Here is a 24,382-nt window from a genome sequence, read left to right as displayed (position 1 = left end):
TCAACATGCTGCAGAAGCTATGGTTATATCATACAAACGACTTGCACAGCCACTTTGAGAACTGGCCAAAAATTGCAGCTTATATTGAAGAAAAGCGTCAAGTTCACGATCAGATGCTCTTGTTTGATATTGGCGACCATATGGATCGAGTGAACCTCGTATCCGAAGCGGATTATGGAAAGGTAAATGTCAAGCTCCTCAATCAGCTTGGCTATGATGGAGTCACGATCGGGAATAATGAAGGCATTACGCTGCCCCATGATCAGCTGGATCACTTGTATGAGAATGCACAATTTCCAGTGGTCCTGTCTAATTTATTTGAGAAAGGCAAAAGGCCTTCGTGGGCAAAGCCCTATCATATGATCACAATGGAAAACGGACTGAAGCTCTGTCTCTTAGGCGTGACCATTGCGTATACACCTGTATATGAAAAGCTTGGCTGGAACATTACTGATCCGTTTGACAGCATACGGGACATGCTGCAGGAAGTGAAGGGACAGGCAGATGTCATTGTGCTTTTATCTCATCTCGGTATCATCCATGATCGAGAGGTCGCCCGTGATTTCCCTGAAATCGACATCATCCTAGGTTCACACACGCATCATCTGTTAGAAGAAGGTGAAATGGACAATGGTGTGCTGCTTGCATGCGCTGAAAAGTACGGGCATTATATTGGCTGCGTTGAGCTGACGATCGATACAGCGCGCAAAGAGCTGATAGAGAAAAAAGCGACAGTACAGTCAGTGGATCAGCTCATCAGTGAATCAGATGAAGCCATCACTACTTTGCAGCAGGCAGAAAGAAGAGCGAAAGCACTCATGCAGGAAAAAGTGACAACGATTGAGTCGAAGCTAGAAACGAAGTGGTTCGATGATTCTCCGCTTCCGCAGCTCTTAACAGATGCCATTAAAGATTGGTGCGGAGCAGATATTGGCATGATGAATGCAGGTATGGTGCTTGATTCATTAGAGGCAGGGATCGTCACAAGAGAAGAAATCCACCGGATATGTCCGCATCCCATTAATCCCATTCGGGTGACGCTTACCGGTCAACAGCTTATCGAAACGGTTCAGAGGGGCTGTGAAGAAAAAATGGAACAGCTGCGCATCAAGGGCTTCGGCTTTAGAGGTGAGCTGATGGGGAAAATGCTATATAGCGGCCTCAGCTATACATTAGAAGAAGGCGAGGCCAAACGGGTGAAGGATGTCTATGTACATGGTCAATTGATCAAAAAAGACGCCTCCTATACTGTTGGCACAGTCGATATGTATACATTAGGCTCTCTTTTTCCTCATATCCGTGATCACGAACACATTGAATATTTTATGCCTGAATTTTTACGTGATGTTTTGACATGGCGCTTGAAGGAAGCAACATGAAATCCGCTTCAGCCTAACAACACGCGCCCTCTTTTCACATAGATTGTGATGAGAGGAGTGAAGGGATTTGGTGAATTTAACACCTATTACAATTGATGGCCATTCCTTTACAGCGGTCACCGTCAAGCTGCCGAAGACAAATTTCATGGCAGTAACAAATGAACACGGGTATATCATGTGCGGTGCACTGGATGTCGGGCTCTTGAATGAAAAACTTGCAGATAGAGGAATTATTGCAGGAAGAGCAGTTGGTGTAAGAACCATTGAGCAATTGCTCGATGCTCCTTTAGAATCTGTGACATACGCCGCAGAAGCGCTGGGCATCTCAGCTGGAACAATTGGAAGAGATGCATTATTAAAAATGGTGAAATAAAATAGAGAGATGATTCCTATCCCCCCGCCTGTCTGCATACACATGTAATGGAGAAGGGGGGATTTTTTATTGAGAATGAACCGCCGTTATCGCCCCTACAAGAAGGGCCCTTTGCCATTTCGTTACGTCATGCTGCTTGCGATTTTATTCTTTGTGCTCTCAACCGTAATTAGTTTATTTTTTATCAACCGATCCATTAAACCAACCCTTATTCATATTGCTGAACTAGAAACAGAGCGCATCGCCAATCACCTCATACAATATTCAGTTCAAGACTTTGCAGACGATCAGGAGAATATGAAGGATATGGTGGTCATGAATACAAGTGAGAACGGAAAAGTGACGACCATCGATTTTAATGCGCAAGCAACATCGAAAGCAATGGCTGACCTCTCGCGTCATCTTCAAAAAAATTTAGAGGACATTGAAAAGGGGAACTTTCAAAAAGAGGCAAAAGAAGCATTAAAGGATCAAACAGATGGACATGACGGCATTATATATAACATTCCGCTTGGGCAAGCATCCGGAAATGCACTCATTGCCAACCTCGGACCCAAAGTGCCTGTACGCTTTAGTGTGATTGGTGATCCGCATACGGACGTTGAAAAAAATATTAAGCCTTATGGCATCAACAATGCCTTGATTGATATTAGTGTTCTGATCGAGGTCAAGGTAAGAGTCATTATCCCATTTGCTTCTGAAACAATCGTAGTGAAAAACTCTGTTCCTGTCTCCATACAAGCCGTTCAAGGAGACGTGCCAGATTATTATAATGGCAGCGGAACAAACTCAGGTGCTCCATCAATTGTTCTTCCAGAAAAAAAGAAGAAAAAGGAATAACAGCCCAACAATGATTGGGCTGTTATTTACTTTCGTTTCCGTTCAGCTCTTTCCCACGCCCTCAAATGAGGGTATGGGTCAAATGACCATTCGGTTCTGCCGTTATCTTTGTACATGCCATAATGAAGATGCGGCGGAAACTTTCCTGCGGTGCCTGGAGGACCGTAACCGGAGCTTCCGACAGATCCAATCACCTGGCCAGGTTCAACAATTTGACCTGTCTTGAGTCCTTTCGCAAAGCCATTTAAGTGAGCAAAGTAATGATAATGATTATGAATATCTCGAATGCCTATCCGCCAGCCGCCAAAGCGGTTCCAGCCTTTCATTTCAATCACGCCATACGATGTCGCACGAACGGGAAGTCCATAATGGGCAAATAAATCGGTTCCCTCATGAATTCTCCTTCCTCCAAACCCTCTCGCATCTCCCCATGTACTTCGGTAGCTGTAGTCAGCTCCAACCGGAAGAGGAAAAGCATGTTTTCCAAGATCAAGATGGCCGTAGTGCTTATATAGCTTCATAAAAGATGAAATGATTCCAACGGTTTGATCACGTCCATAATAGTCCCATAAGCCAATTTTTAATTGATCAATGCTGCTGCCGTAGTGAAGCAAGTATTGTGCAAAAGTGAATAATACATCCTCATCGTCATTGCTGCTTGCTTTGCCATCCCCATTCCCATCAAGACCAATTCCATCAAACACTTTAATGCTTAAAGGAGAGGTATCCTGTTTATTCGGGTTTTCTGGTCCAATCCACATTTCCCGGGGAATGTAGATGCCAATGACGCCTTTTTGTTTCGGTAAATCTCTTCTGCTTTTTCGAATATTGTGTTCATACTGATCAACTGCAGCAAGTACATACCATGGAACCTGTGTTGTGATGGAGACTTTTTCATATAGGGCCATTCTTTGCTTCAATTCATCTGGCTGCTTGCCCGTCCCTTTTGCATGAACAGGTAAAGGGAGCATTGAAAGAGCAATCATGATGGCTAAAACCACTTTCACAAACGTCCATCTCCTTTCATCGAGCATCATCTTCTACCGTTTAGTGTGGTTAGAACACTCTATTTCATAAGAAGAAAATGTTAGTAATTTTCTTCTGTTTTTTTAGGAGGCTTTTGGGTATTTTTGCAGCTCATTCCCTTGTTGTTCAATCTGTACTATGTTAAAGTGTCTAAAGAAAAGGCTTTAGGCCGAAGATTTAATTTTTTGCAGCTTCTTAGCTGCATCCATCGTATATAGCAGGAAGATTTTTGTAGATGCACCTTTAACGAATTCATATGGAGATGATGGAATTGGCAAAGAAGGAAGAGCACGTAAGAAAACCGGACTGGCTTAAAATTAAGCTGAATACGAATGAAAACTATACCGGTTTGAAGAAAATGATGCGGGAAAACAACCTGCATACCGTTTGTGAGGAAGCAAAATGTCCGAATATTCATGAATGCTGGGCAGTGAGAAGAACCGCTACATTTATGATCCTTGGATCTGTTTGTACGCGCGCATGCCGTTTCTGTGCGGTGAAAACTGGACTTCCAACTGAGCTTGACCTGCAAGAGCCAGAACGCGTGGCAGATTCAGTAGCCTTAATGAACTTAAAGCACGCTGTTATAACAGCGGTTGCAAGGGATGACCAAAAGGATGGCGGCGCAGGTGTGTTCGCTGAAACCGTTCGTGCGATTAGAAGAAAAAGCCCATTCACGACCATTGAAGTTCTCCCTTCAGACATGGGCGGTAATTATGATAACTTGAAGACGTTAATGGACACTCGTCCTGACATTTTAAATCACAACATTGAAACAGTTCGCAGATTAACGCCAAGAGTTCGTGCGCGTGCTACATATGATCGTTCATTAGAATTCTTGCGTCGTGCAAAAGAAATGCAGCCCGATATTCCAACAAAATCAAGCATTATGATTGGACTTGGTGAAACGAAGGAAGAAATCATTGAAGTCATGGATGATCTTCTTGCCAATAACGTGGATATTATGGCGATTGGCCAGTACTTACAGCCTTCGAAAAAGCATTTGAAAGTTCAAAAATACTACCATCCGGATGAGTTTGCAGAGCTGAAGGAAATTGCGATGTCAAAAGGCTTTAGCCACTGTGAAGCTGGGCCGCTTGTGCGCTCTTCCTACCATGCAGATGAACAAGTAAACGAAGCGTCTAAAAAGCGTCAGGCGCAAGCGTAACAAAGAAAACGCCAGAGCTCTCTGGCGTTTTTTCTCGTATTAATTTTGGCCGTAAGGGACGTTTCTTCTCATCGTACGGTCGGAATTCGTCATCCCATTTGCATCTTCTTGATTCGATATGTTCCCGCCTTGAGGGGAATACTTCATTTGCTGAATCGTTTTGGTTAAAATTTGGTCAAAATCACGTGAATTGGTTTGAAGACGTGAAAAATTGGCAATGGATTGAAAGTGCTCTGGATTATCAGAGACGTATACATGATAATAACGAGGGAGAACAGAAACTGCCGTTTTCTTTACTTGATCGGCAGATTCATCACGGTTTTTGTTTCCTGTTCGATACACGATGAGTGCATCCTCATCTGTTACAAGTGTGGCTGCATCTTTGATGTTTGGCAGCTGCACCGTTAGACTTGTAATCACGTGGGCAAGATGCTCACGATTTAAAGCAGGGGTTCTTTCTTTCTGATCCGTTACTTGCTGGCGCTGATAACGAACATATCCTGCTCTGTTTGTATCTGCTTCTGGCATATTGGAATTATTTCCTTCATGACGATCCGACAGACGGATGGTTTTACTTGAAGAATCTTCATCCACTTGCCGGTTCATACCTGATTGAAAGCCGCACCCGCCTAAAAGCATGCTGAGGAGAATCGCGGCAGTCAGTTGTTTCTTCATAAATGTGACCTCCTTTTTCCTTTAGCTTCGGCTAAATCGGAAAAAACATGCTTTAGCAATTGATGGAGTTCTTCCAATGAATTATCATTAAAGATGGATCGTTTAAAAAGAGGTGAGAAGATGATCGTCGTTCAGAATGCTACCTTTGATCTTGTAAGAGATATCAAAGACGGCTTTAATGAAGAAGCGTTTAAAGCAAGGTACTCAGATATTTTAAATAAGTATGATTATATTGTGGGGGACTGGGGCTATAATCAGCTCAGGCTGAAAGGGTTCTTTGATGACCAAAACCAAAAGGCCACATTTGATACTAAAATCAGCACACTCGATGAATACATTTATGAATACTGTAATTTTGGCTGTGCCTATTTTGTCTTAAAGCGAATTAGAAAATAACGCAAAGGGGAGCGTCATAATGTATTTCGTAGACAGAAAAAAGATTGAAGAGACATTACGTTTTTTCGAGGAGCAATATGAGTTGATGCAGAGTCATCAAACATGGACAAGTCCTCTAGAGAAAAAAGCGCTGGAACGAATTGTTCATTTGCTCGTCGAATGTATTCTTGATACCGGTAATGACATGATTGATGGCTTTATTATGCGTGACCCAGGAAGCTATGATGACATCATGGATATACTTGTTGATGAAAAGGTTGTACCAGAAGGAGAAGGGAGTCAGCTGAAAAAGCTTGTCTCATCCCGCAAAACACTTGTGCAGCAATATCAGGAAGTAAATCATCATGACTTATTGCAGGTGATCAGCGAAGTAGAGCAGGCGCTAGAGGTCTTTCCAAGCCGCATCCGTACCTACTTGGAACAGGAGCTTGGCCCAGTATCAGCGTTTAAATAAACCATTGGAGTTGTGAGCATCATGAAATACAAAGGCTATTTAATTGATTTAGACGGGACAATGTATAAAGGAACAGAAAAGATCGAAGAAGCAGGTCAATTTGTTCAAAAGTTAAATGAGTTGGACATCCCTTACTTGTTTGTCACGAATAACTCATCACGTACGCCAAAGCAGGTAGCGGAAAAACTCGTTTCATTTGATATCCCAGCAACAGAAGAACAAGTTTTTACAACAAGTATGGCGACGGCCAATTATATTGCTGAGCAAAAGAAAGATGCATCAGTTTATGTGATCGGTGAAGAAGGAATCAAGCAGGCCATTGAAGAAAAAGGGCTGACGTTTGGTCAGGAAGACGCAGATTTCGTTGTTGTTGGAATTGATCGGGGCATTACATATGAAAAATTAGCAGTAGGTGCGATTGCCATCCGTCAAGGCGCACAATTTGTCTCAACAAATGGGGATATTGCCATTCCAACAGAAAGAGGGCTTTTGCCAGGGAACGGCTCGTTAACATCTGTACTGACCGTGACGACAACGGTTCAGCCGACATTTATCGGAAAGCCGGAATCCATTATTATGGAACAAGCAATGCGTGTACTTGGGACAGATGTGTCTGAAACGCTCATGGTGGGGGATAACTATGATACGGATATTATGGCAGGAATGAATGCAGGAATGGACACATTACTCGTCCATACAGGTGTGACAACAAAAGAGCTGCTTCAGAAGTACGAAAAGCAGCCAACCTATGTCATTGATTCATTATCCGAGTGGATTGAGCGATTATCATAAAAAAAGAGGACAAGCGTTACGCGCGCGTCCTCTTTTTCTTTATTCCGCATTTCTTGCACTATGTGCCAGCCTGCTTGATGCGGCGGCAGCAATAGCGCCGACAATGTCATCTAAAAAGGTGTGGCATTCGCCCGTGGATTTATCGTTGAGTTTCCCGAGAATTCCTGGTTTTTCTTTATCGATATATCCGTAATTCGTAAAGCCGATCGAACCATAAATATTGACGATAGCAAAGGATAAAATTTCATCAACGCCATACAGGCTCTCGTCCGTTTCAAGTATTGATTGAAGCGGCTCAGTCAGCTTTTTTTGTTCGGCGAGTACGTCTAGCTCAACGCCCGTTAATATCGCATTTTGGACTTCACGTTTTGCGATGACACGCTCCACATTGTGGATGCACTCTGTCATGTCTAAGCCAGGATGATATTTTTCCTGTAAAAAGTAGACAAGGTCTGCTATATCTTGAATGGTTACGCCTCGTTCTTGTAAACGGCGTCTTGCTGTTTTTTCTACTTCGTTCATCTCATGATGATGCGGCATGTATTCCTCACCCAATCCTCGTAATTTGTCCACGACGTGTAAAAAGCTTCGGATAGTAAATAGTATTCATAAATCCCTCAACCTGCGACTACGATATGATAAGAGATTGATCATAGGAATGCAGGTGAAAACATGAAAGAAACCATTTATCACACATTTGGTATTGATGTTCGTCAATTTACGCCATATGGCAGTTATCAGAGCTTTCAAACGGCGGAGGCTCTCTTCCTCATTGTTCCTGTGTCTCATTTGCGAGAAGAAGAACTCTCGGAGTTGTATCATATCAGTCAGTATTTACTGAATGCTGGAGACCCATACGTCGCTGTGTTTGAATTAACAAATGAAGAGAAACCCACCTTTACTCATGGGAAGGAGCAGTATGCTTTATTAAAAGCAGCGCCTCCGCTCTCAAGCCGCTCGTTTCAGCAAGCGTCAGAGCTGGCATCCTTCCATGTCAGAGGAAGAGGATTTCCATATGAAGTATCCGAAACAAAACGTGTCGGTGCCTGGAAGGAATTATGGGCAAAACGATTAGATCAGCTCGAAGGCTTTTGGATGCAGCAAATGCATCAAAAACCGCTGGAACGGTTTGAACAAAAATTCATTGAATCGTTTCCGTATTATCTTGGATTAACGGAGAATGCCATTCAATATTTAGTCGATACTGAGCTTGATGATGAACCGAAAGAAGGCGACTCAGGCACTGTCTGTCATCAGCGCTTTTCACGTATGACATGGCCGCATGAGCAGCCGCTTCGTTTACCTGTGGATTGGGTCTTTGATCATCCAACCCGTGATATTGCCGAATACTTAAGAGAGACCTTTGTACAGCATAAGGAAGATTTAATTGAAGAGGGCTTTTCCTTTCTTCAGCAATATGAACAGGTGACACCTCTTTCCTCCTTTTCAAAGCGTTTGTTATACAGCCGCCTGCTGTTCCCGCTTCATTATTTTGAAATTGTGGAAGGCTACTACATGTCGGGAGAAAATGAAAAAGCATATTATGAAGAGCGGTTAGATTACGTCTTAAATGATGCCAATCGTTATGAATACTTTCTGAAGGTCTTTCAAGAAATGAGTGCCATGCGAAGCGGCGGGAGCCCCATTCCGGCTATTGGCTGGATTCAGCCTGCAGCTGATTTGAAGTTTCAGTGAACAGACGAAACGTCTCTTTTCTCTTGAGGCGTTTTTCGTTATGCTTAAAGAAATCGATAAAAGGAGTGTTCTTCTTGACGAAACCTTACGTCTATATCACAAGAAAACTGGATGAAGCATCACTTACACCATTAAAAGAAGTCGCTCATGTTGAGATGTGGCCAAGCGAGGATGAGCCGTGTCCAAGAGAAGAGTTAGAAACACAAGCTGCTAAAGCGGATGCGCTTCTCACCATGCTGTCAGATCAAATAGATGAGCCGCTTTTATCAAAGGCTCCGAATATCAAGGTGGTTGCAAACCTTGCTGTTGGCTATGACAATATTGATCTTGAAGCAGCCAAAAAGCACGGAATCACCGTATGTCATACACCAGACGTCTTAACAGAATCGACGGCGGATTTAGCCTTTGCTCTTCTGATGGCGTCAGCTAGACGCATTGTCGAGGCGAGTGATTGGATTAAGGATGGAAACTGGACAGGCTGGGGGCCGCTTCTTCTTGCCGGTGCTGATGTTCATCACAAAACACTCGGGATTGTCGGAATGGGCAGCATTGGAACAGCACTTGCCAAGCGGGCCAAAGGCTTTAATATGAATGTCCTTTATCATAATCGTTCAAGAAAACCCGAGGCAGAAGCGCAGCTTGGCGTGACCTATGCGGCTTTTGAGGAACTGCTCAAGCAGTCTGATTTCATCGTCTGTCTGACGCCGTTAACCCCGGAAACGAAAGACATGTTTAATGAAAAAGCATTTGACCTGATGAAGAACTCTGCTTATTTCATTAACGTATCAAGAGGACAGACTGTAAATGAGGATGCTTTATACGAGGCTGTCACAACAGGAAAAATTGCCGGCGCTGGTCTGGATGTATTTAGACAGGAACCTGTCAGCCCGTCTCATCCGTTAACGACATTACCTAACGTCACAGTCCTTCCTCATATTGGAAGTGCTAGTGTTGAAACGAGAAAAACGATGATGCGTTTATGTGCTGAAAATATTGCGCTTGTCTTACAAGACGAGCCAGCCAAAACGCCGGTTCGTTTATAATATAAGGCTTCCCGGTGTTCGGGAGCTTTTCTAACAAAAATATTTTGAAAATATAGAATCTTGATATAAATAGCTGTTAAGCGGTTTCATTCTGACAATCTCTTATTTTATTACCTTGTCAAAATGAGGATACCCCTTTATAATGTGTGTACATTGAATGTCTGTGTAAGGTTAACAAATGTCTTTTTAGAGAGGACATTTACGGAGAAAGGTGGAATTTCAGGTGAAGGCAATTCGAGTTGGGCTATTAGGATTAGGAACAGTGGGAAGCGGTGTCGTAAAAATTATCCAAGACCATCAGGATAAATTAATGCACCAAATCGGCTGTCCGGTATTAATACAAAAAGTGCTTGTGAGCAATCCCGATAAAAAAAGAGATGTGGATGTCGCAAGAGAGGTCTTCACAACTGAAGTATACGATGTGATTAGAGATCCAGAGGTCGATGTTATCATTGAAGTGATGGGCGGCATTGAAGAGACAAAACAATATTTAATAGATGCGTTAAATGAGAAGAAGCATGTCATTACAGCCAATAAAGATTTAATGGCGCTTTACGGTACGGAGCTTTTACATGTAGCGAAAGAAAATAGCTGTGATCTTTATTATGAAGCAAGTGTTGCCGGAGGAATTCCGATTCTGCGCACACTGGAGGAAGGGCTCGCCTCTGACCGAATCACTAAGATGATGGGGATTGTGAACGGTACAACGAATTTTATTTTAACGAAAATGAATGTCGATAAAAGCGCATATGAGGATGTCTTAAAAGAAGCACAGGATCTAGGCTTTGCAGAAGCAGACCCGACAGCTGATGTAGAAGGACTGGATGCAGCAAGGAAAATGGCGATTCTTGCAAGACTAGGCTTTTCCATGAATGTAGATTTAGAGGATGTAAAGGTGAAAGGTATTTCTGATATCTCTGATGAGGATATTAATTTCAGTAAGCGGTTTGGCTATACAATGAAGCTGATCGGCATTGCTCAGAGGGATGGAGAGAAAGTGGAGGTCAGCGTTCAGCCAACTTTACTTCCTGATCATCATCCATTATCATCCGTCAACAATGAATTTAATGCGGTGTATGTCTACGGAAGTGCTGTAGGAGAAACGATGTTTTACGGACCTGGAGCAGGAAGTCTGCCGACAGCAACAGCTGTTGTATCAGACTTAGTGGCAGTGATGAAAAACATGCGCCTTGGCGTGAACGGAAGCGGATTTATCGCACCGCAGTTTGAGAAGAAGATCAAATCGTCATCAGAAATATTTGCTCAGCAATTTTTAAGAATTCATGTTAGAGATCAAGTCGGGGCATTCTCCCGCATTACATCTATTTTTTCTGAAAGAGGGATCAGTTTTGAAAAGATCCTTCAGCTTCCTGTGAAAGGACATGATGAGCTGGCTGAAATTGTGATTATTACACATCAGACTTCAGAAGAAGATTTCTCAAATATCCTGCAAAAATTAAACGACCTCGACGTGGTGGTTCAAGTGAAGAGCACGTACCGAGTAGAAGGGAACGGTTTAAGCTGATGAAATGGAATGGACTCATTGAAGAATTTCAAGAATTCTTACCAGTAAACGAATCTACACCTAAACTAACATTAAATGAAGGGAATACACCGCTGATCCATCTCGCCAAGCTTTCAGAAAAGCTGGGGATCGAGCTTCATGTGAAAACAGAAGGCGTCAATCCAACAGGCTCTTTCAAGGATCGAGGAATGGTCATGGCTGTTGCAAAGGCAAAAGAAGAAGGCAATGATACAATCATGTGCGCTTCAACAGGGAATACCTCTGCAGCAGCAGCGGCTTATGCAGCCCGTGCTGATATGAAATGTATTGTCATCATTCCAGACGGGAAAATTGCCTTCGGTAAGCTTGCACAGGCCGTCATGTACGGAGCAGAGATCATTGCCATTGACGGCAACTTTGATGATGCACTGAAAATCGTCCGCAGCATCTGTGAAAAAGCACCGATTGCTCTTGTTAACTCGGTCAATCCTTATCGAATTGAAGGACAAAAGACAGCAGCATTTGAAATCTGTGAGCAGCTAGGCTCTGCCCCGGACGTACTGGCGATTCCTGTTGGTAATGCCGGGAACATCACGGCCTACTGGAAAGGCTTCAAGGAATATCACGAGAAAAAAGGAACTGGACTGCCTGTCATGCGTGGTTTTGAAGCAGAAGGTGCAGCGGCAATCGTTCGAAATAAAGTGATTGAGCAGCCAGAAACAGTGGCAACGGCTATCCGTATCGGAAATCCAGCGAGCTGGAAACAAGCTGTGGCAGCCGCAGATGAATCAAATGGAAAGATTGATGAAGTAACAGATGAGGAAATTCTTCATGCGTATCAATTGATTGCACGTGAAGAAGGTGTGTTTGCAGAGCCGGGTTCTTGTGCGTCGATTGCGGGCGTGTTAAAGCAGGTGAAATCTGGAGAAATCAAGCCAGGCAGTAAAGTTGTTGCGGTACTAACAGGCAACGGACTGAAAGATCCAAATACGGCTATCGATATTTCACAAATCAAGCCGGTCACACTCGATGCAGATGAAGATCAAATTCTTGAACACTTAGAAAAGGCCGCACGCGTATGAGTGAAGCCTCCATGCTTTTTTCAATCACAGTACCGGGAAGCACTGCCAATTTAGGACCAGGCTTTGATTCAGTTGGAATGGCACTCAGCCGCTATTTAAAGCTATCGGTCTATGACCATGATAGCTGGCTGTTTGAAGCAGAAACAGATGTCGTGTCTGGGATTCCATCAGGCACCGACAACCTAATTTATCAAACAGCCAAAAAGGTCGCAGATGACTTTGGAAAAACACTCCCGCCTGTTCATGTCAAAGTGTGGAGTGATATTCCATTGGCACGGGGGCTTGGCAGCAGTGCTGCTGCCATCGTGGCCGCCATTGAACTTGCCAATCAGCTTCTTGAATTAAACATGACAGATGATCAGAAGCTCTTTTATGCAAGTGAGGTAGAAGGTCATCCAGATAATGCGGGTGCCTCTTTATTCGGTGGTTTACTGATCGGTCTTCATGAAGAAGACAAAACCCATGCCGTTAAAGTGCAGCATGTGGATGTAGATGTCGTCGTGGTGATTCCTTTTTATGAAGTGCTCACAAAGGATGCCCGTGATGTCCTGCCAGAGGATTTCTCCTATAAACATGCTGTCAGTGCGAGTGCTGTGAGCAACGTCCTTGTAGCCGCCTTAATGACGCAAAACTGGCCGCTTGTTGGAGAAATGATGAATAAGGATTTATTTCATCAGCCTTACCGCACAATGCTCGTGCCAGAGCTGTCGAAGGTAGAGCATGTCGCTTCGCTCAAAGGAGCGTATGGAACGGCTTTGAGCGGTGCTGGACCGACGATCCTCACCTTAGTGGAAAAAGGGAAGGGAGAAGCGCTGAAAGAGCAGCTTGCCCAAAACTTCCCGCATTGCGAAGTCGATTTGCTGACGGTGCCAGTAGAAGGGGTTGTCGTGCAGCATTATCCTGTTAATCAAGTAAAGAACGTGCTGTGAATCTGCACGTTCCCAGCGTGTAGACAAACCCTCGCATTCTTTGTCAGTCCTGCGCGCTGGTGCTCACGAATGTTCAATTCGCTCCGCGCCAGTGCTCGTTCTTCCTAGACTTCAAGGGTTTTCAATCACGCTGAAAAGAAGAAAAAGAGCTAAAATAAAGATCATTTTAGCCCTTTTTCAGCAATCTGAGAACGTGCTGTGAATCTGCACGTTCTTTTTTTATGCTTGTTTTTATGGGAAGAAGCAGGGATTATTATTTAGAGGATCGAACTATTTTTTAAGCATAAAAGGGGGAGATACGTTCATGAAGAAATTGATGACGGCAGAAGATTTAACGAAGATTGTTTCTGTTTCCCATCCGGTTTATTCACCAGATGGAAAAAAGGCAGTCTTTACAAAAGTCACTGTGAATGAGAAAAAAGACGATTACAACATCCACTTATGGGTTCGAGATGAAGAGACAGAGGAGCTGGCCCAATGGACATTTGAGGATGGAAAGCATCATCAGCCAGTTTGGTCAAAAGACGGCAGGCAGCTTGCTTTTATTTTACAAAAGCCAAAGGAAGTCCCTCAGCTGGCGCTCATGAAGAGCGAAGGAGGCGGCGTGCGAACCTTAACGACGATTTCTTACGGAGTATCTCATCCTGTCTTTTCTCCAGATGGTGCTTTTCTTTATGCGGCTGTGTCATTGAAACAATCAGAATCTGTTCATGATGAAAAAAAGGAAGAGCAAGATGACTTTGCTCCAGCGGTATATGATGATTTGACCTATAAAGCAGATGGAAGAGGCTTTTTAGATGGGCGTGTCACGCAGATCGTGAAGGTGGATATCGATTCAGGAGAGATAGAGCCTGTCACGAGCGAGCAGGTTCATCATATGAATCATACGATTTCTCCTTGCGGCAAATGGCTTGCCTTTATTCAATTAAATCCACAGATACCTTACATAAGTGACGTGTGTCTTCTGTCATTAGAAGATGGTCAGACAAAAAAGATCACACAAGCAAACGGCGCTTATTCCACCGTATCTTTTTCTCCAAATGGAGAGAGTCTTTTGTATATTGGACATGAGCGCGAATTTCAAAATGCCACCTTCCCATCAATATGGCTGTATGATCTGAAGGAAGAAAAGACGGTTCAACTGTCAGAAATGCTCGATATGTATGTTGGGAACTGTATGGCAGGAGATAGCGTGATGGGAGAGGTCTATCAGCTTCCGCAGTGGACAAAGGACAGCCAAGGGTTTTATGCGCTTGTTTCTGATCAAGGCAGTACAGGGATTTATTATTTCTCTATTGAAGGTTTAGCCTATCCTGTTCGACTAGAGGCGGAACATATCACCAATTTCAGCCTTCATCCAGATGAATCCAAACTGCTGCTCAGCCGGCTTTCACCTGTCTCACCAAGTGAGCTGTATGAGATGACATTAGGGGAGACAGAACTAAAGCAAATCACATTCGAGCATCATGATTTTCTAAAGGAGCATATCGTATCCGAACCTGAACCATTTTCTTTTCAGTCAAAAGATGGAGACGAGGTGCATGGCTGGTTTATGAAGCCTTCCAAGATGGAAGAGGGAAAGAAATATCCGCTCATTCTAGAGGTTCATGGCGGACCGCATGCGATGTATGGTCATACGTATTTTCATGAATTTCAAATGCTCGCTTCTGAAGGCTACGCCATCGTGTATATCAACCCGCATGGCAGTCATGGGTATGGACAGATGTTTACTGACCGTGTGAGAGGAAACTATGGTGACGTTGATTATGACGATGTCATGCAGGCTGTTGATCATGTGCTTAAAGCCTATGATTTCCTTGATGAAACAAGGCTTGGCGTGACAGGCGGCAGCTATGGCGGTTTTATGACCAACTGGATTGTTGGTCAAACCGACCGCTTCCGTGCAGCTGTCACACAGCGTTCCATTTCAAACTGGATTAGCTTTTATGGCATCAGTGATATCGGTTATTTCTTTACAAGGTGGCAGATTGATGGGGATATTTATGATTCTGTCGATAAGCTATGGGATCGTTCGCCGCTAAAATATGTGAAGCAGATGAACACGCCGCTGCTCATCTTGCACAGTGATGAAGATTATCGCTGCCCAGTTGATCAAGCAGAGCAGCTTTTTGTGGCATTGAAGGAGCTTGGGAAAGACACAAGATTGGTCAAATTCCCGAAGGCATCTCATGATTTATCCAGAAGCGGCCACCCGGGGCAGCGTATTCAAAGACTGACTTTTATAAAGGAATGGTTTAGAGAAAAGCTAGCCTAATAAAAAACGACCCTTCAGCGTGCTGACAAACTCTCGCATTCGGTGTCAGTTCAGCGTGCTGGTGCTCACGAATAGAAAATTCGCTCCGCGCCAGTACTCGTCCTTCCTAGACTTCAAGGGTTTTCATATCACGCTGAAAAGAAGACAAAGGGCTAAAGCCTTTGTCAATCATGAAAAAAACGACCCTGATTGGGTCGTTTTCATGTCATATATGAATTAGAAAACCTGTTCAACTTCTACAACGCCAGGCACTTCTTCTAATAATGCGCGCTCAATACCGGCTTTCAATGTAATGGTTGAACTTGGGCAGCTGCCGCATGCACCAAGAAGACGTAATTTCACAATGCCATCTTCAATGTCTACAAGCTCACAGTCTCCACCATCACGTAATAGAAATGGACGAAGTTTGTCCAGTACTTCCTGTACTTGGTCTTTCATTTCGACTTCAGTCATTAGATATAATCGCTCCTTTCACAACATATCACCATTATATTCATCTGGACGATAAAAATCTATTGATTGGTTTCAAAGTTTCCTTCTCATTATAGCACAATCTCATCTTGAAACAAAAAGTGATTTTGACTTTTTTCATCCAGAAAATTCAGCTAAAATGAAGAAAGAATAGGGGGCTTGTCAAATGAACAAAACCGTCGATCTTTATGTATATGGAAGAGATGTCTTGTGCGCTAGCTGCGTGAATCTGCCTTCTTCAAAAGATACGTTTGAATGGTTAGATGCAGCATTAAAACGAAAATATCCGAATCAGCCTTTTCGCATCACATATATTGATATTGAGCACCCGCCAGAAAATGAACAGCAAAAGGAATTGTCTGAACGAATTCTTGATGATGAATTCTTTTATCCGCTTGTCTTAGTAGAGGATCAAATCGTTGGAGAGGGCAATCCAAAATTAAAAGACATTTATCAAGAAATGGAGAAATACGGGTACAGGGAGAGCAGTGAATAAGCTGTTCTTTTTTTGAGAAATATAAACGAACAAATGTTCCTATTTTAGGTTGAAAAAGAACGTTTGTTCGTTTATAATGAAATGAAAGGAGCGTGAGCATCATGAATTATTTACTGAAACAATCTCTTCATCAGCAAATACCGATTGAGATGATTTATATGAAGAAAAATGGAGAGTGCACGAAGAGAAAAATCATTGTCCACCGTGAGACGGATCAGTTTATCCAAGCGTATTGTTTATCGAAGAAAACGATGAGAACCTTTCGTAAAGACTGCATTCTTGCCCTTGCTCCGATCAAATGGACCAACTCATCGGCACATGCCGTTTCATAGAAAAAAGCTCCCTCGTCACGAAGGAGCTTTGAGAAAAAATTCACATAATTTTAGCCGTTGTGATGCTTGTACATCCAAAGCAGTCCAGATTTCAGAAGTCTTGGCACCCTGCCAACAAGTGGACGATCTGCCACTAAGCCAAATCCGGCTTTTTTCCCTAATGAACCTAAAACACCTTTTAGCTTAAACTGTGGATAAGCCTCAGGAAGCGGCTCATTTTTCCAGCGTTTTTGCAGAGATTGGACAATTTGTTCTGCCTGCGCCTCAGCAAGCTGTGCACTTGGGGCATGCGGCAGACTTGCGCAGTCACCTACGACATATACATGCTCATCCCCTGGGAGATTGTGATGAGGAGTTAATACGACACGGCCTTGTGCGTCTTTTTCAACATCCATCTCTCGTACCACTTTGCTTGGCTGTATTCCTGCTGTCCACACGATGACATCAGCTTCAATCGCGTCATCATGGTTATAAACAAGACCTTCTTCAACCTTTGTAATATTGGCACAGTTAATAATCTTTACGTCATTTTCTTCAAACCACTTTTGCACATACAAACTTAATCTTTTTGGGAAGCTTGATAGAATCAGCTCTCCGCGGTCAAAAAGAATAATTTTTAAATCAGCACGGCTTTCTCTTAATTCACTGGCCAGCTCTACCCCGCTAAGTCCAGCACCGACGATGCCAACCGTTGCACCTGCGCTCAAATTGTTTAATTTGTTATACGCATGTCTTGACTGATCAATGGTTTGAATGCTGTATGTATGTTCTTTCGCACCAGGGACATTATGATACTTGTCCTCACAGCCGAGTCCAATCACCGTATCATCATACGGAATCGGTTCACGGTCGCTGAATAAGATCTGTTTGTTTTCAATATCAATTTTTTCTACTTCCCCGTATTGAATATCCAGCTTCGGATGCTCTGGAAAAGATACTCGAATGTGATGATCAGAGATCGTTCCAGCAGCAAGTGCATAATATTCTGTTTTTAAACAGTGGTAAGGATTTCGATCAATTAATGTGATAGTGACATCATCAGGTAATTGATTTGGCAATAAGCGGTGGAGAACCCGCATATTCCCGTAACCTCCGCCGATCAAGACTAAATTTTTCATGACGATTCTCCTTTTCCCCGTAGACATTGAAAAACACTTATACTAAAAAACTTTAAGTTAAAATACCAAATAAAATTATATCGAATTTACTGTGAAACCACAATAATTGTTTCAAAATAACCTACATATTCATCAGTTAGTCCTAAATAGTAAAACATTTTAAGAGGAATAGGCGTAACGATACAGGCGAAGCTCATATTTTGACTAATACAAGGAATTTCGGTAGGATGGTAAGGCAATGTGAGGTGAAGCACAGTGTTTCCACTGATCGAATTTTGTGTAAGTAATCTTGCACAAGGGTCTCAAGAAGCAAAAGAGAAGCTTGAAAAAGACCCAAACCTAGACGTAATGGAATACGGCTGTTTAAGCTATTGCGGCAAATGTATGGACTCCCCATTTGCACTTGTGAATGGAGAATTTGTTTCAGGAGAAAATGCAGAGCAGCTAGTCGAGCGTATTTATGCTTTTATAGAGGAAAACGACATGTTTTAAATGCACCACATGGGTCATGAGGTGCATTTTTTTCACATTTTCATCTTCCATTTTTAAGGAGAATTAATAGAAAGCGCATCCAATATGTTATGCTAATAAAATATCATCAATATGAAATATCACACGAGAGAAAAAGAGGCATATGCATAATAAAAGCCCTTTGCCATGGCAGCAAAGAGCTTCTATGTATGAAAAACGGGGGATGATAAGATTGTCTCCTGAATCGACTCCTTTTATACTATAAAGAAACAACATTTTTGGAGGAAGCTCATGACATCATTTCAATTCACGAAAATGCACGGATTAGGAAATAATTATATTTACGTCAATCAGATGAAGGAACAGCTTCCAGAAGAGCAGCTATCAGAGATAGCGATCCGCGTTTCTTCTGTTTATACAGGAATCGGTTCTGACGGGATGATCCTGATTTGCCCATCAGATGTTGCACCTGTGAAGATGCGCATTTTCAACAATGATGGATCAGAGGGCAAGAACTGCGGTAATGGGCTGCGCTGCGTTGCAAAGTATGTGTATGAGCATCAAATTGTGACGGACACAACGTTCCAGATTGAGACATTGTCAGGACTCGTTGAAGCGACCGTTCACGCTCAGGATGGTCACGTTCAGCTAGTCACAGTAGATATGGGAAAACCACGTTTTGAAAAAGAAGCAATGCCGATGCTTGGTGAACCGGCTAGCACAACGGTTAATGAGCTGCTTGATTTTGGCACTGCGAAATTAAATGGAACGGCCGTTTCGATGGGAAACCCGCACATCGTTTTTTATTTAGAGGACATTGAAAAAGCGCCGCTTCATACACTTGGGCCGATCATCGAAAAACACGACATGTTCCCTGAAGGCGTCAATGTAGAATTTGTTGAAGTTGTCAGTGAAACAGAACTTCATTTTCGCGTGTGGGAAAGAGGTTCAGGAATTACCCAGGCCTGCGGAACTGGGGCCTGTGCTGCGGCTGTATCTACAATTGTGAATGGTCAGGCAAAAAAAGAAACAGACATGACCGTTCATTTAGCAGGCGGAGACCTCATCATTCGTTGGAAAGACAATGACCACGTGCTCATGACAGGACCTGCTGAAACGATTTGTGACGGCACATTTTATCTCTAAACCATTTATTTGAGAAAAGGCATCATCACGTTTATAATTGAAAAGAAACATCCAGTCAAAAGGAGGGATGATCATGAGTACACCAGTAACCATTACAGAAGCTGCTGCACTGCAGATTAAAGATATGATGAAAGAACATGAAGAAGAAAATGCGTTCCTTCGAGTGGGCGTAAAAGGCGGCGGCTGCAGCGGTCTCTCATACGGCATGGGCTTTGACCATGAAGTCTCAGAGAAAGACACGCAGTTCAAGCAGCACGGCATCAATGTCCTTGTCGATTCCGAAAGCCTTGATATCATGAACGGAACCATCATTGATTTCAAACAATCACTCATGGGCGGCGGTTTCACGATTGACAATCCAAACGCCATCGCGTCATGCGGGTGCGGTTCTTCGTTCAGAACCGCGACGAATACCGGTACGCCGGAAGAGTGTTAAGGGTTAAAACGATTCATTCTGTAAAACCATTTGTATAATGAAGACCTCCTCATATTAATCATTTTCTTGAGGAGGTTTTTTGTGTTGTTTTTGAAGATGCATAAAAAGGACATGACTTCAATCACTCAGCACGTCCTCTTTATAAAGATATTTAATTAGAAAAAAGCTCGCAGTTTCTTAGTATTTCCTCTGTTCATCTTCCACATCTTTTCAAAAGGTTTCATCATGGTGTGTCGGAAAAAATGTTCTTTGTTGTGTTTCGTTGAGAATAACATTTCGTATTAATCGATTGTATTCTCAATCATCATTTTCAAAGCTGTTCCCTCTTTTATGAAGAGTAGTAAAGACTTTCATCGCTTCGCTCATAAATGATGCCAAGCCCTCACCATAACGATCTATATTCTTTGTGAAACGTTCATCTTGAATATAGAGTTGGCCTAAACCGTAAAAAGCATCAAGAGAGTAATAACGAAAGTTTTCGTTTAAAAAGTCGTACCATTGTTTGATGACGATTTGCACCTCTTTGGATTTAGGGGATTGGCTGCGAAGAGAGGCTAGTTTATTCAATATGCTATCCCAGCTATCAGATAATTCAATTTGTTCATCTTTAGACAAATGATTTAGTTTTGAGCTGACTTCATCAACAGCTTGATTTCCCCAACGGTGACGAGCTTCTTCTTCATATTGGCTAAAATTCATATTCATATTCTCAAACCTTTCTTTATAGGTGTATTGAGTTTCTCCCGTTAAATGCTGTAGCGTCTTATCAATATTTCCGATCATTTTATCGAGATTATTTCGTTTCTCTACTAACATTTTTCTTTGTAGCATAAATGCTTCTTTCTTATTAAATGAAGGATTGTGCATCATCTTTTGGATTTCCTTCAATGGAAATCCAAGTTCCCTGAAAAATAATATTTGCTGCAATGTTTCAAGGTTTTCTTCTGAATAGAGCCGATAACGATTATCCGTGACTTCACTTGGGGTCAATAAACCAATCTTGTCGTAATGATGAAGTGTACGAATGCTAATACCAAATAATTCAGCTACTTCTTTTACTTTCATTTCAATTCACCTCTCTTGATATCCACTATAAAATATGACGTTGCGTTAGGGTCAATCATCTTTTTAAAAATTTATATCATTGTTGATCTTGTTTGACGCAGCGGATTCAAGGAGCTATGTTTTTTTCGTAAATCGCTCAATTTTGTTACAGCTGGCCCGAACAACTGGCTATTTCCACTCGAAAAGAGTATCATGAGAACCAAACATAAACTGTAGTGAGAAAAGAGGTTGCTGAGGTTTGAGTGAACAAATCAATTGCAGGAACTGTCATGAACTGATTCCTTATCGTTCCAAAACGTGTCCATCTTGCGGGATTGAGAAGCCGCTTCCGAAAAAGGAACGTGTGAAGGATCGGGTGATTTTGGTTGTGGCAGGGATTGTTGTGGTGCTGCTTGCTGCAATGGTACTTGGAATGGCAAATGCCTATATTGGGATTTTTAAATAAACGAAAAAGGAGTTCCGCGAGTGGGAACTCCTTTTTTGATCCGATCTTATTTGTTTTCAAATAAGCTTGTGGAATGGAGAGGCTGTACACGGGCTTTCGGGTCCATGTAAGCTTTCGCATTGTTGACAGCAGTTGGTGCTTCACCAAATCCGCTTGCAATCAATTTGACTTTTCCTTCATACGTACAGATGTCTCCTGCCGCATAGAAGCCTTCAATGTTTGTTTCCATTGTAGATTTCACCACGATGGAGTTCTTTTCGATTTCAAGGCCCCATTGTTTGATTGGTCCAAGGGAGGAAACAAAACCGAAGTTGACGATCACGTCGTCCACATCAAGCACTTGTTTTTTGTCGCCTTTGACTTCTTCGAGCACGATTTGTTCAATGCGGTCTTCACCAATGAGCTCAGTTGGTACATATGGTGTTAGTACATTGACTTTCGAGTTGTGCAGGTTTTCTACACTGTGCTCATGTGCGCGGAATTTATCGCGGCGGTGAATAATGGATACTTCTTTTGCGATTGGTTCAAGCATAAGTGCCCAGTCCACCGCAGAGTCTCCGCCCCCAAGAACGGCAACACGTCTGCCGGCAAATTGGTTCAAGTCATTAATGAAGTAATGCAGGTTGCTTCCTTCAAATGATTCTGCTGAATCAAGTTCAAGCTTTCTCGGTTGGAATGCACCGTTACCAGCTGTGATGATAATTGTTTTAGAATAATGAATCTCTTGATTTGTCACAAGTTTAAAGATCCCATCTGCCTGCTTTTCAACCGTTTCAACTGCCTGCTCTAAGCAAATGGTTTGATCAAATTTATCCATTTGTTCCTTTAAGTTATCAACTAATTCTTGTGCGCGGATTTTTGGAAATCCAGCCACATCATAAATATATTTTTCAGGGTAAAGAGCGGATAGTTGACCGCCGAGCTGAGGAAGGCTTTCAATGATTTTCACACTTGCCTGTCTCATGCCTCCGTAAAACGCAGTAAACAATCCAACGGGGCCGCCCCCGATAACGGTAATGTCATATACCTTAGAATCTTCTTGCATTCCTTTAATCCTCCCAAATGAAAATTGTTATCACTATATCATATCATACCACATATCGTCGTTTGACTTGTTTTGAAAAACTTGTCGTTTTTTGATGCCGAAGCTTTGGAAAGGAGGAAAAAGTGAGAAAGACCGTTTATCATAAGGATTTTCAGTTTAAAGCCTTGAAAATTGGAGCAGAACTCGCTATTATTGTTAAGGGAACTAAATATTAATTTTTTATGAATTTTTGTCGGATACGGTCAAATGCTTTCGTTTTATGTAGGTGAAAGTTCAGATTTTCACATACTTATTTTTTTGTTTAAATTTCATAAAATGCCGCAAAGCGGTTGAGAATAACGATATGTAATTCTTTATCCGTTTTACAGCAAATTTAAAAAAGGTGGATGTGATTCCAGTGAATAAACCGAAAATCGTTGTATTAGGTGCAGGTTATGGCGGATTAATGACTGTAACAAGATTAACAAAACAGCTTGGCACAAATGATGCGGACATTACTCTTGTGAACAAGCATAATTATCATTACGAAACAACATGGCTTCATGAAGCAAGTGCAGGTACTCTTCATCATGACCGCTGTCGTTATCAAATCAAAGATGTGATTAACAGTTCCCGTGTCAACTTTGTACAAGCAACAGTTGAAAGCATTGATAAGGAAGCGAAGAAAGTTGTGACATCAGATGGCGAACTTTCTTATGACTACCTTGTTGTTGCACTTGGTGCTGTTCCTGAAACATTTGGTATTGCAGGACTGAAAGAATACGCATTCTCAATCTCTAACATCAACTCTGCTCGTCAGCTTCGTGAGCACATTGAGCTTCAATTTGCGACGTATAATACGGATGCTGAAAAACGTCCAGAGCGTTTGACAATCGTTGTCGGCGGCGCAGGATTCACAGGTATTGAGTTCCTTGGTGAGCTTGGAAACCGTGTGCCTGAGCTTTGCAAAGAGTATGACATTGATCAAAAAGACGTGCGTATCATCTGTGTAGAAGCTGCGCCAACAGCTCTTCCTGGATTCGATCCAGAATTGATCGACTATGCGATGAACTACCTTCAAGGTAAAGGTGTTGAGTTCAAAATCGGTACAGCGATCAAAGAATGTACGCCTGAGGGGATCATTGTTGGAAAAGACGATGATACAGAAGAAATCAAAGCTGCAACTGTTGTTTGGGCAGCAGGTGTACGCGGTAACCCAATCGTTGAAGAAGCTGGTTTTGAAAACATGCGCGGCCGCGTAAAAGTTTCTCCAGATCTTCGTGTACCAGAAAATGATGATGTCTTCATCATTGGTGACTGTTCATTGATTATCAATGAAGAAATCAACCGTCCATACCCACCAACTGCACAAATCGCTATGCAGCAAGGTGAAACAGTAGCGAAAAACCTTGCAGCACTAGTAAAAGGCGGTTCTCTTGAAAGCTTTAAGCCAGACATCAAAGGAACAGTTGCTTCTCTTGGTGAACACGACGCTGTAGGTGTTGCGTTTGGTAAAAAACTTCAAGGAACAAAAGCTTCTGCAATGAAGAAAATCATCGACAACCGTTCTTTATTCATGGTTGGCGGACCAGGACTTGTTCTGAAAAAAGGAAAATTCAAGTTCTTCTAAACCATCATAGACAAAAACGTGTATCCTCGTGATACACGTTTTTTTATAAGTTGTGGTATATTTTCTCACTTGGTCATTGACGGCAAAATATGTTATGATGAATTATCAGAAAATTTA

Annotated in this window: 26 protein-coding genes and 1 pseudogene; 20 read left to right on the top strand and 7 right to left on the bottom strand. The window is 42.4% G+C overall.

Annotated features, from left to right (window positions below):
* Positions 1-5: 5 nt before the first annotated feature.
* The 3 genes from NSQ76_RS15835 (at position 6) to yunB (ending at position 2,592) form a co-directional block, all read left to right on the top strand.
* A complete protein-coding gene (locus NSQ76_RS15835) occupies positions 6-1,379 on the top strand; it encodes a bifunctional metallophosphatase/5'-nucleotidase (protein ID WP_280149288.1) in 1,374 nt (457 codons plus the stop codon).
* Between the two features lie 67 nt (positions 1,380-1,446).
* Entirely contained in the window at positions 1,447-1,752 is a 306-nt protein-coding gene (locus NSQ76_RS15830) for a YunC family protein (protein WP_024425980.1), read from the top strand.
* Between the two features lie 69 nt (positions 1,753-1,821).
* The gene (gene yunB / locus NSQ76_RS15825) at positions 1,822-2,592 is read left to right on the top strand and encodes a sporulation protein YunB (RefSeq protein ID WP_024423371.1); all 771 of its coding nucleotides are present in this window, start codon (positions 1,822-1,824) and stop codon (positions 2,590-2,592) included.
* 26 nt (positions 2,593-2,618) lie between these two features.
* Here yunB and NSQ76_RS15820 read toward each other — a convergent pair whose 3' ends face one another.
* On the bottom strand, positions 2,619-3,563 hold the full coding sequence (locus tag NSQ76_RS15820) for a M23 family metallopeptidase (RefSeq protein WP_231294010.1): 945 nt from the start codon (positions 3,561-3,563) through the stop codon (positions 2,619-2,621).
* A gap of 326 nt (positions 3,564-3,889) precedes the next feature.
* On the opposite strand from NSQ76_RS15820, the gene lipA reads away from it, so the two are divergent.
* On the top strand, positions 3,890-4,786 hold the full coding sequence (gene lipA, locus NSQ76_RS15815) for a lipoyl synthase (RefSeq protein ID WP_008360456.1): 897 nt from the start codon (positions 3,890-3,892) through the stop codon (positions 4,784-4,786).
* 39 nt (positions 4,787-4,825) lie between these two features.
* On the opposite strand, the gene NSQ76_RS15810 is transcribed toward lipA, so the two are convergent.
* Complete coding sequence (locus NSQ76_RS15810) at positions 4,826-5,461, bottom strand: YhcN/YlaJ family sporulation lipoprotein (protein WP_280149289.1); 636 nt, start codon at positions 5,459-5,461, stop codon at positions 4,826-4,828.
* A 120-nt stretch (positions 5,462-5,581) separates the two neighbouring features.
* On the opposite strand from NSQ76_RS15810, the gene NSQ76_RS15805 reads away from it, so the two are divergent.
* From NSQ76_RS15805 to NSQ76_RS15795, 3 genes are read left to right on the top strand one after another with little or no spacing between them, the layout of a single operon-like run.
* Entirely contained in the window at positions 5,582-5,857 is a 276-nt protein-coding gene (locus NSQ76_RS15805; protein WP_024423368.1) for a YutD family protein, read from the top strand.
* 19 nt (positions 5,858-5,876) lie between these two features.
* Positions 5,877-6,311 carry a DUF86 domain-containing protein gene (locus NSQ76_RS15800; protein ID WP_024425977.1) on the top strand — a complete coding sequence of 145 codons (435 nt, stop codon included), beginning with the start codon at positions 5,877-5,879 and terminating at the stop codon, positions 6,309-6,311.
* 18 nt (positions 6,312-6,329) lie between these two features.
* A complete protein-coding gene (locus tag NSQ76_RS15795) occupies positions 6,330-7,103 on the top strand; it encodes a TIGR01457 family HAD-type hydrolase (protein ID WP_117590494.1) in 774 nt (257 codons plus the stop codon).
* Between the two features lie 39 nt (positions 7,104-7,142).
* Here the strand turns inward: NSQ76_RS15795 and NSQ76_RS15790 are convergent, their stop codons facing one another.
* Positions 7,143-7,643, bottom strand: coding sequence for a phosphatidylglycerophosphatase A family protein (locus tag NSQ76_RS15790; protein WP_025094161.1), 501 nt, complete (start codon positions 7,641-7,643; stop codon positions 7,143-7,145).
* 132 nt (positions 7,644-7,775) lie between these two features.
* Here NSQ76_RS15790 and yutH point away from each other — a divergent pair, with 132 nt between their 5' ends.
* The 6 genes from yutH to NSQ76_RS15760 all read left to right on the top strand — a co-directional run bounded on the left by yutH (position 7,776) and on the right by NSQ76_RS15760 (position 15,631).
* Positions 7,776-8,798 (top strand): spore coat putative kinase YutH, encoded by a 1,023-nt coding sequence (gene yutH, locus NSQ76_RS15785; protein ID WP_149126310.1) that lies wholly within the window; start codon positions 7,776-7,778, stop codon positions 8,796-8,798.
* 74 nt (positions 8,799-8,872) lie between these two features.
* Positions 8,873-9,841, top strand: a complete 969-nt coding sequence (locus NSQ76_RS15780; protein WP_149126311.1) for a 2-hydroxyacid dehydrogenase — start codon at positions 8,873-8,875, stop codon at positions 9,839-9,841.
* Positions 9,842-10,064: 223 nt separating this feature from the next.
* Entirely contained in the window at positions 10,065-11,366 is a 1,302-nt protein-coding gene (locus tag NSQ76_RS15775; protein ID WP_024423362.1) for a homoserine dehydrogenase, read from the top strand.
* Positions 11,366-12,427, top strand: a complete 1,062-nt coding sequence (gene thrC, locus NSQ76_RS15770; RefSeq protein WP_185853814.1) for a threonine synthase — start codon at positions 11,366-11,368, stop codon at positions 12,425-12,427. Before NSQ76_RS15775 ends, thrC begins: the two co-directional genes overlap by 1 nt.
* A complete protein-coding gene (gene thrB / locus NSQ76_RS15765; protein WP_039181185.1) occupies positions 12,424-13,356 on the top strand; it encodes a homoserine kinase in 933 nt (310 codons plus the stop codon). Before thrC ends, thrB begins: the two co-directional genes overlap by 4 nt.
* 304 nt (positions 13,357-13,660) lie before the next feature.
* Positions 13,661-15,631, top strand: coding sequence for an alpha/beta hydrolase family protein (locus NSQ76_RS15760; RefSeq protein ID WP_341054725.1), 1,971 nt, complete (start codon positions 13,661-13,663; stop codon positions 15,629-15,631).
* Between the two features lie 216 nt (positions 15,632-15,847).
* Here NSQ76_RS15760 and NSQ76_RS15755 read toward each other — a convergent pair.
* Positions 15,848-16,147, bottom strand: a pseudogene (locus NSQ76_RS15755) (NifU family protein).
* Positions 16,148-16,268: 121 nt separating this feature from the next.
* On the opposite strand from NSQ76_RS15755, the gene NSQ76_RS15750 reads away from it, so the two are divergent.
* A complete protein-coding gene (locus NSQ76_RS15750; protein ID WP_024423358.1) occupies positions 16,269-16,598 on the top strand; it encodes a YuzD family protein in 330 nt (109 codons plus the stop codon).
* A 101-nt stretch (positions 16,599-16,699) separates the two neighbouring features.
* Positions 16,700-16,930, top strand: coding sequence for a hypothetical protein (locus NSQ76_RS15745; RefSeq protein WP_025094166.1), 231 nt, complete (start codon positions 16,700-16,702; stop codon positions 16,928-16,930).
* A 50-nt stretch (positions 16,931-16,980) separates the two neighbouring features.
* Here the strand turns inward: NSQ76_RS15745 and NSQ76_RS15740 are convergent, their stop codons facing one another.
* On the bottom strand, positions 16,981-18,048 hold the full coding sequence (locus NSQ76_RS15740; protein ID WP_341054721.1) for an NAD(P)/FAD-dependent oxidoreductase: 1,068 nt from the start codon (positions 18,046-18,048) through the stop codon (positions 16,981-16,983).
* A gap of 255 nt (positions 18,049-18,303) precedes the next feature.
* Between NSQ76_RS15740 and NSQ76_RS15735 the strand changes: the two genes are divergently transcribed.
* The 3 genes from NSQ76_RS15735 (at position 18,304) to NSQ76_RS15725 (ending at position 20,101) form a co-directional block, all read left to right on the top strand.
* Entirely contained in the window at positions 18,304-18,540 is a 237-nt protein-coding gene (locus tag NSQ76_RS15735) for a YuzB family protein (protein WP_008346813.1), read from the top strand.
* A 270-nt stretch (positions 18,541-18,810) separates the two neighbouring features.
* Positions 18,811-19,665, top strand: coding sequence for a diaminopimelate epimerase (gene dapF / locus NSQ76_RS15730; RefSeq protein WP_024423355.1), 855 nt, complete (start codon positions 18,811-18,813; stop codon positions 19,663-19,665).
* Positions 19,666-19,738: 73 nt separating this feature from the next.
* On the top strand, positions 19,739-20,101 hold the full coding sequence (locus NSQ76_RS15725; protein ID WP_024425967.1) for a HesB/IscA family protein: 363 nt from the start codon (positions 19,739-19,741) through the stop codon (positions 20,099-20,101).
* 297 nt (positions 20,102-20,398) lie between these two features.
* On the opposite strand, the gene NSQ76_RS15720 is transcribed toward NSQ76_RS15725, so the two are convergent.
* A complete protein-coding gene (locus tag NSQ76_RS15720) occupies positions 20,399-21,166 on the bottom strand; it encodes a MerR family transcriptional regulator (RefSeq protein WP_172643440.1) in 768 nt (255 codons plus the stop codon).
* A 238-nt stretch (positions 21,167-21,404) separates the two neighbouring features.
* Between NSQ76_RS15720 and NSQ76_RS15715 the strand changes: the two genes are divergently transcribed.
* Positions 21,405-21,611, top strand: a complete 207-nt coding sequence (locus NSQ76_RS15715) for a hypothetical protein (protein ID WP_024425965.1) — start codon at positions 21,405-21,407, stop codon at positions 21,609-21,611.
* A 46-nt stretch (positions 21,612-21,657) separates the two neighbouring features.
* Here NSQ76_RS15715 and yumC read toward each other — a convergent pair whose 3' ends face one another.
* On the bottom strand, positions 21,658-22,656 hold the full coding sequence (yumC, locus tag NSQ76_RS15710) for a ferredoxin--NADP reductase 2 (RefSeq protein ID WP_024425964.1): 999 nt from the start codon (positions 22,654-22,656) through the stop codon (positions 21,658-21,660).
* A 391-nt stretch (positions 22,657-23,047) separates the two neighbouring features.
* On the opposite strand from yumC, the gene NSQ76_RS15705 reads away from it, so the two are divergent.
* Complete coding sequence (locus tag NSQ76_RS15705) at positions 23,048-24,265, top strand: NAD(P)/FAD-dependent oxidoreductase (protein WP_024423350.1); 1,218 nt, start codon at positions 23,048-23,050, stop codon at positions 24,263-24,265.
* The last annotated feature ends 117 nt before the right edge of the window (positions 24,266-24,382 follow it).

Source organism: Bacillus sp. FSL M8-0256 (assembly GCF_038005765.1).
Lineage (GTDB): Bacteria > Bacillota > Bacilli > Bacillales > Bacillaceae > Bacillus > Bacillus safensis.
The sequence above is the reverse complement of the archived record's forward strand: the minus strand, read 5'-3'. Positions and strand labels throughout refer to the sequence as shown.

Bases quoted from the DNA above. Each gene is read 5' to 3' on its own strand.
- NSQ76_RS15835 (WP_280149288.1), top strand. From the start codon at position 6: ATGCTGCAGAAGCTATGGTTATATCATACAAACGACTTGCACAGCCAC.
- NSQ76_RS15820 (WP_231294010.1), bottom strand. From the start codon at position 3,563: ATGCTCCCTTTACCTGTTCATGCAAAAGGGACGGGCAAGCAGCCAGAT.
- NSQ76_RS15810 (WP_280149289.1), bottom strand. From the start codon at position 5,461: ATGAAGAAACAACTGACTGCCGCGATTCTCCTCAGCATGCTTTTAGGC.
- NSQ76_RS15805 (WP_024423368.1), top strand. From the start codon at position 5,582: ATGATCGTCGTTCAGAATGCTACCTTTGATCTTGTAAGAGATATCAAA.
- NSQ76_RS15800 (WP_024425977.1), top strand. From the start codon at position 5,877: ATGTATTTCGTAGACAGAAAAAAGATTGAAGAGACATTACGTTTTTTC.
- NSQ76_RS15790 (WP_025094161.1), bottom strand. From the start codon at position 7,643: ATGCCGCATCATCATGAGATGAACGAAGTAGAAAAAACAGCAAGACGC.
- yutH (WP_149126310.1), top strand. From the start codon at position 7,776: ATGAAAGAAACCATTTATCACACATTTGGTATTGATGTTCGTCAATTT.
- thrC (WP_185853814.1), top strand. From the start codon at position 11,366: ATGAAATGGAATGGACTCATTGAAGAATTTCAAGAATTCTTACCAGTA.
- thrB (WP_039181185.1), top strand. From the start codon at position 12,424: ATGAGTGAAGCCTCCATGCTTTTTTCAATCACAGTACCGGGAAGCACT.
- NSQ76_RS15760 (WP_341054725.1), top strand. From the start codon at position 13,661: ATGAAGAAATTGATGACGGCAGAAGATTTAACGAAGATTGTTTCTGTT.
- NSQ76_RS15750 (WP_024423358.1), top strand. From the start codon at position 16,269: ATGAACAAAACCGTCGATCTTTATGTATATGGAAGAGATGTCTTGTGC.
- NSQ76_RS15745 (WP_025094166.1), top strand. From the start codon at position 16,700: ATGAATTATTTACTGAAACAATCTCTTCATCAGCAAATACCGATTGAG.
- NSQ76_RS15740 (WP_341054721.1), bottom strand. From the start codon at position 18,048: ATGAAAAATTTAGTCTTGATCGGCGGAGGTTACGGGAATATGCGGGTT.
- dapF (WP_024423355.1), top strand. From the start codon at position 18,811: ATGACATCATTTCAATTCACGAAAATGCACGGATTAGGAAATAATTAT.
- NSQ76_RS15725 (WP_024425967.1), top strand. From the start codon at position 19,739: ATGAGTACACCAGTAACCATTACAGAAGCTGCTGCACTGCAGATTAAA.
- NSQ76_RS15720 (WP_172643440.1), bottom strand. From the start codon at position 21,166: ATGAAAGTAAAAGAAGTAGCTGAATTATTTGGTATTAGCATTCGTACA.
- yumC (WP_024425964.1), bottom strand. From the start codon at position 22,656: ATGCAAGAAGATTCTAAGGTATATGACATTACCGTTATCGGGGGCGGC.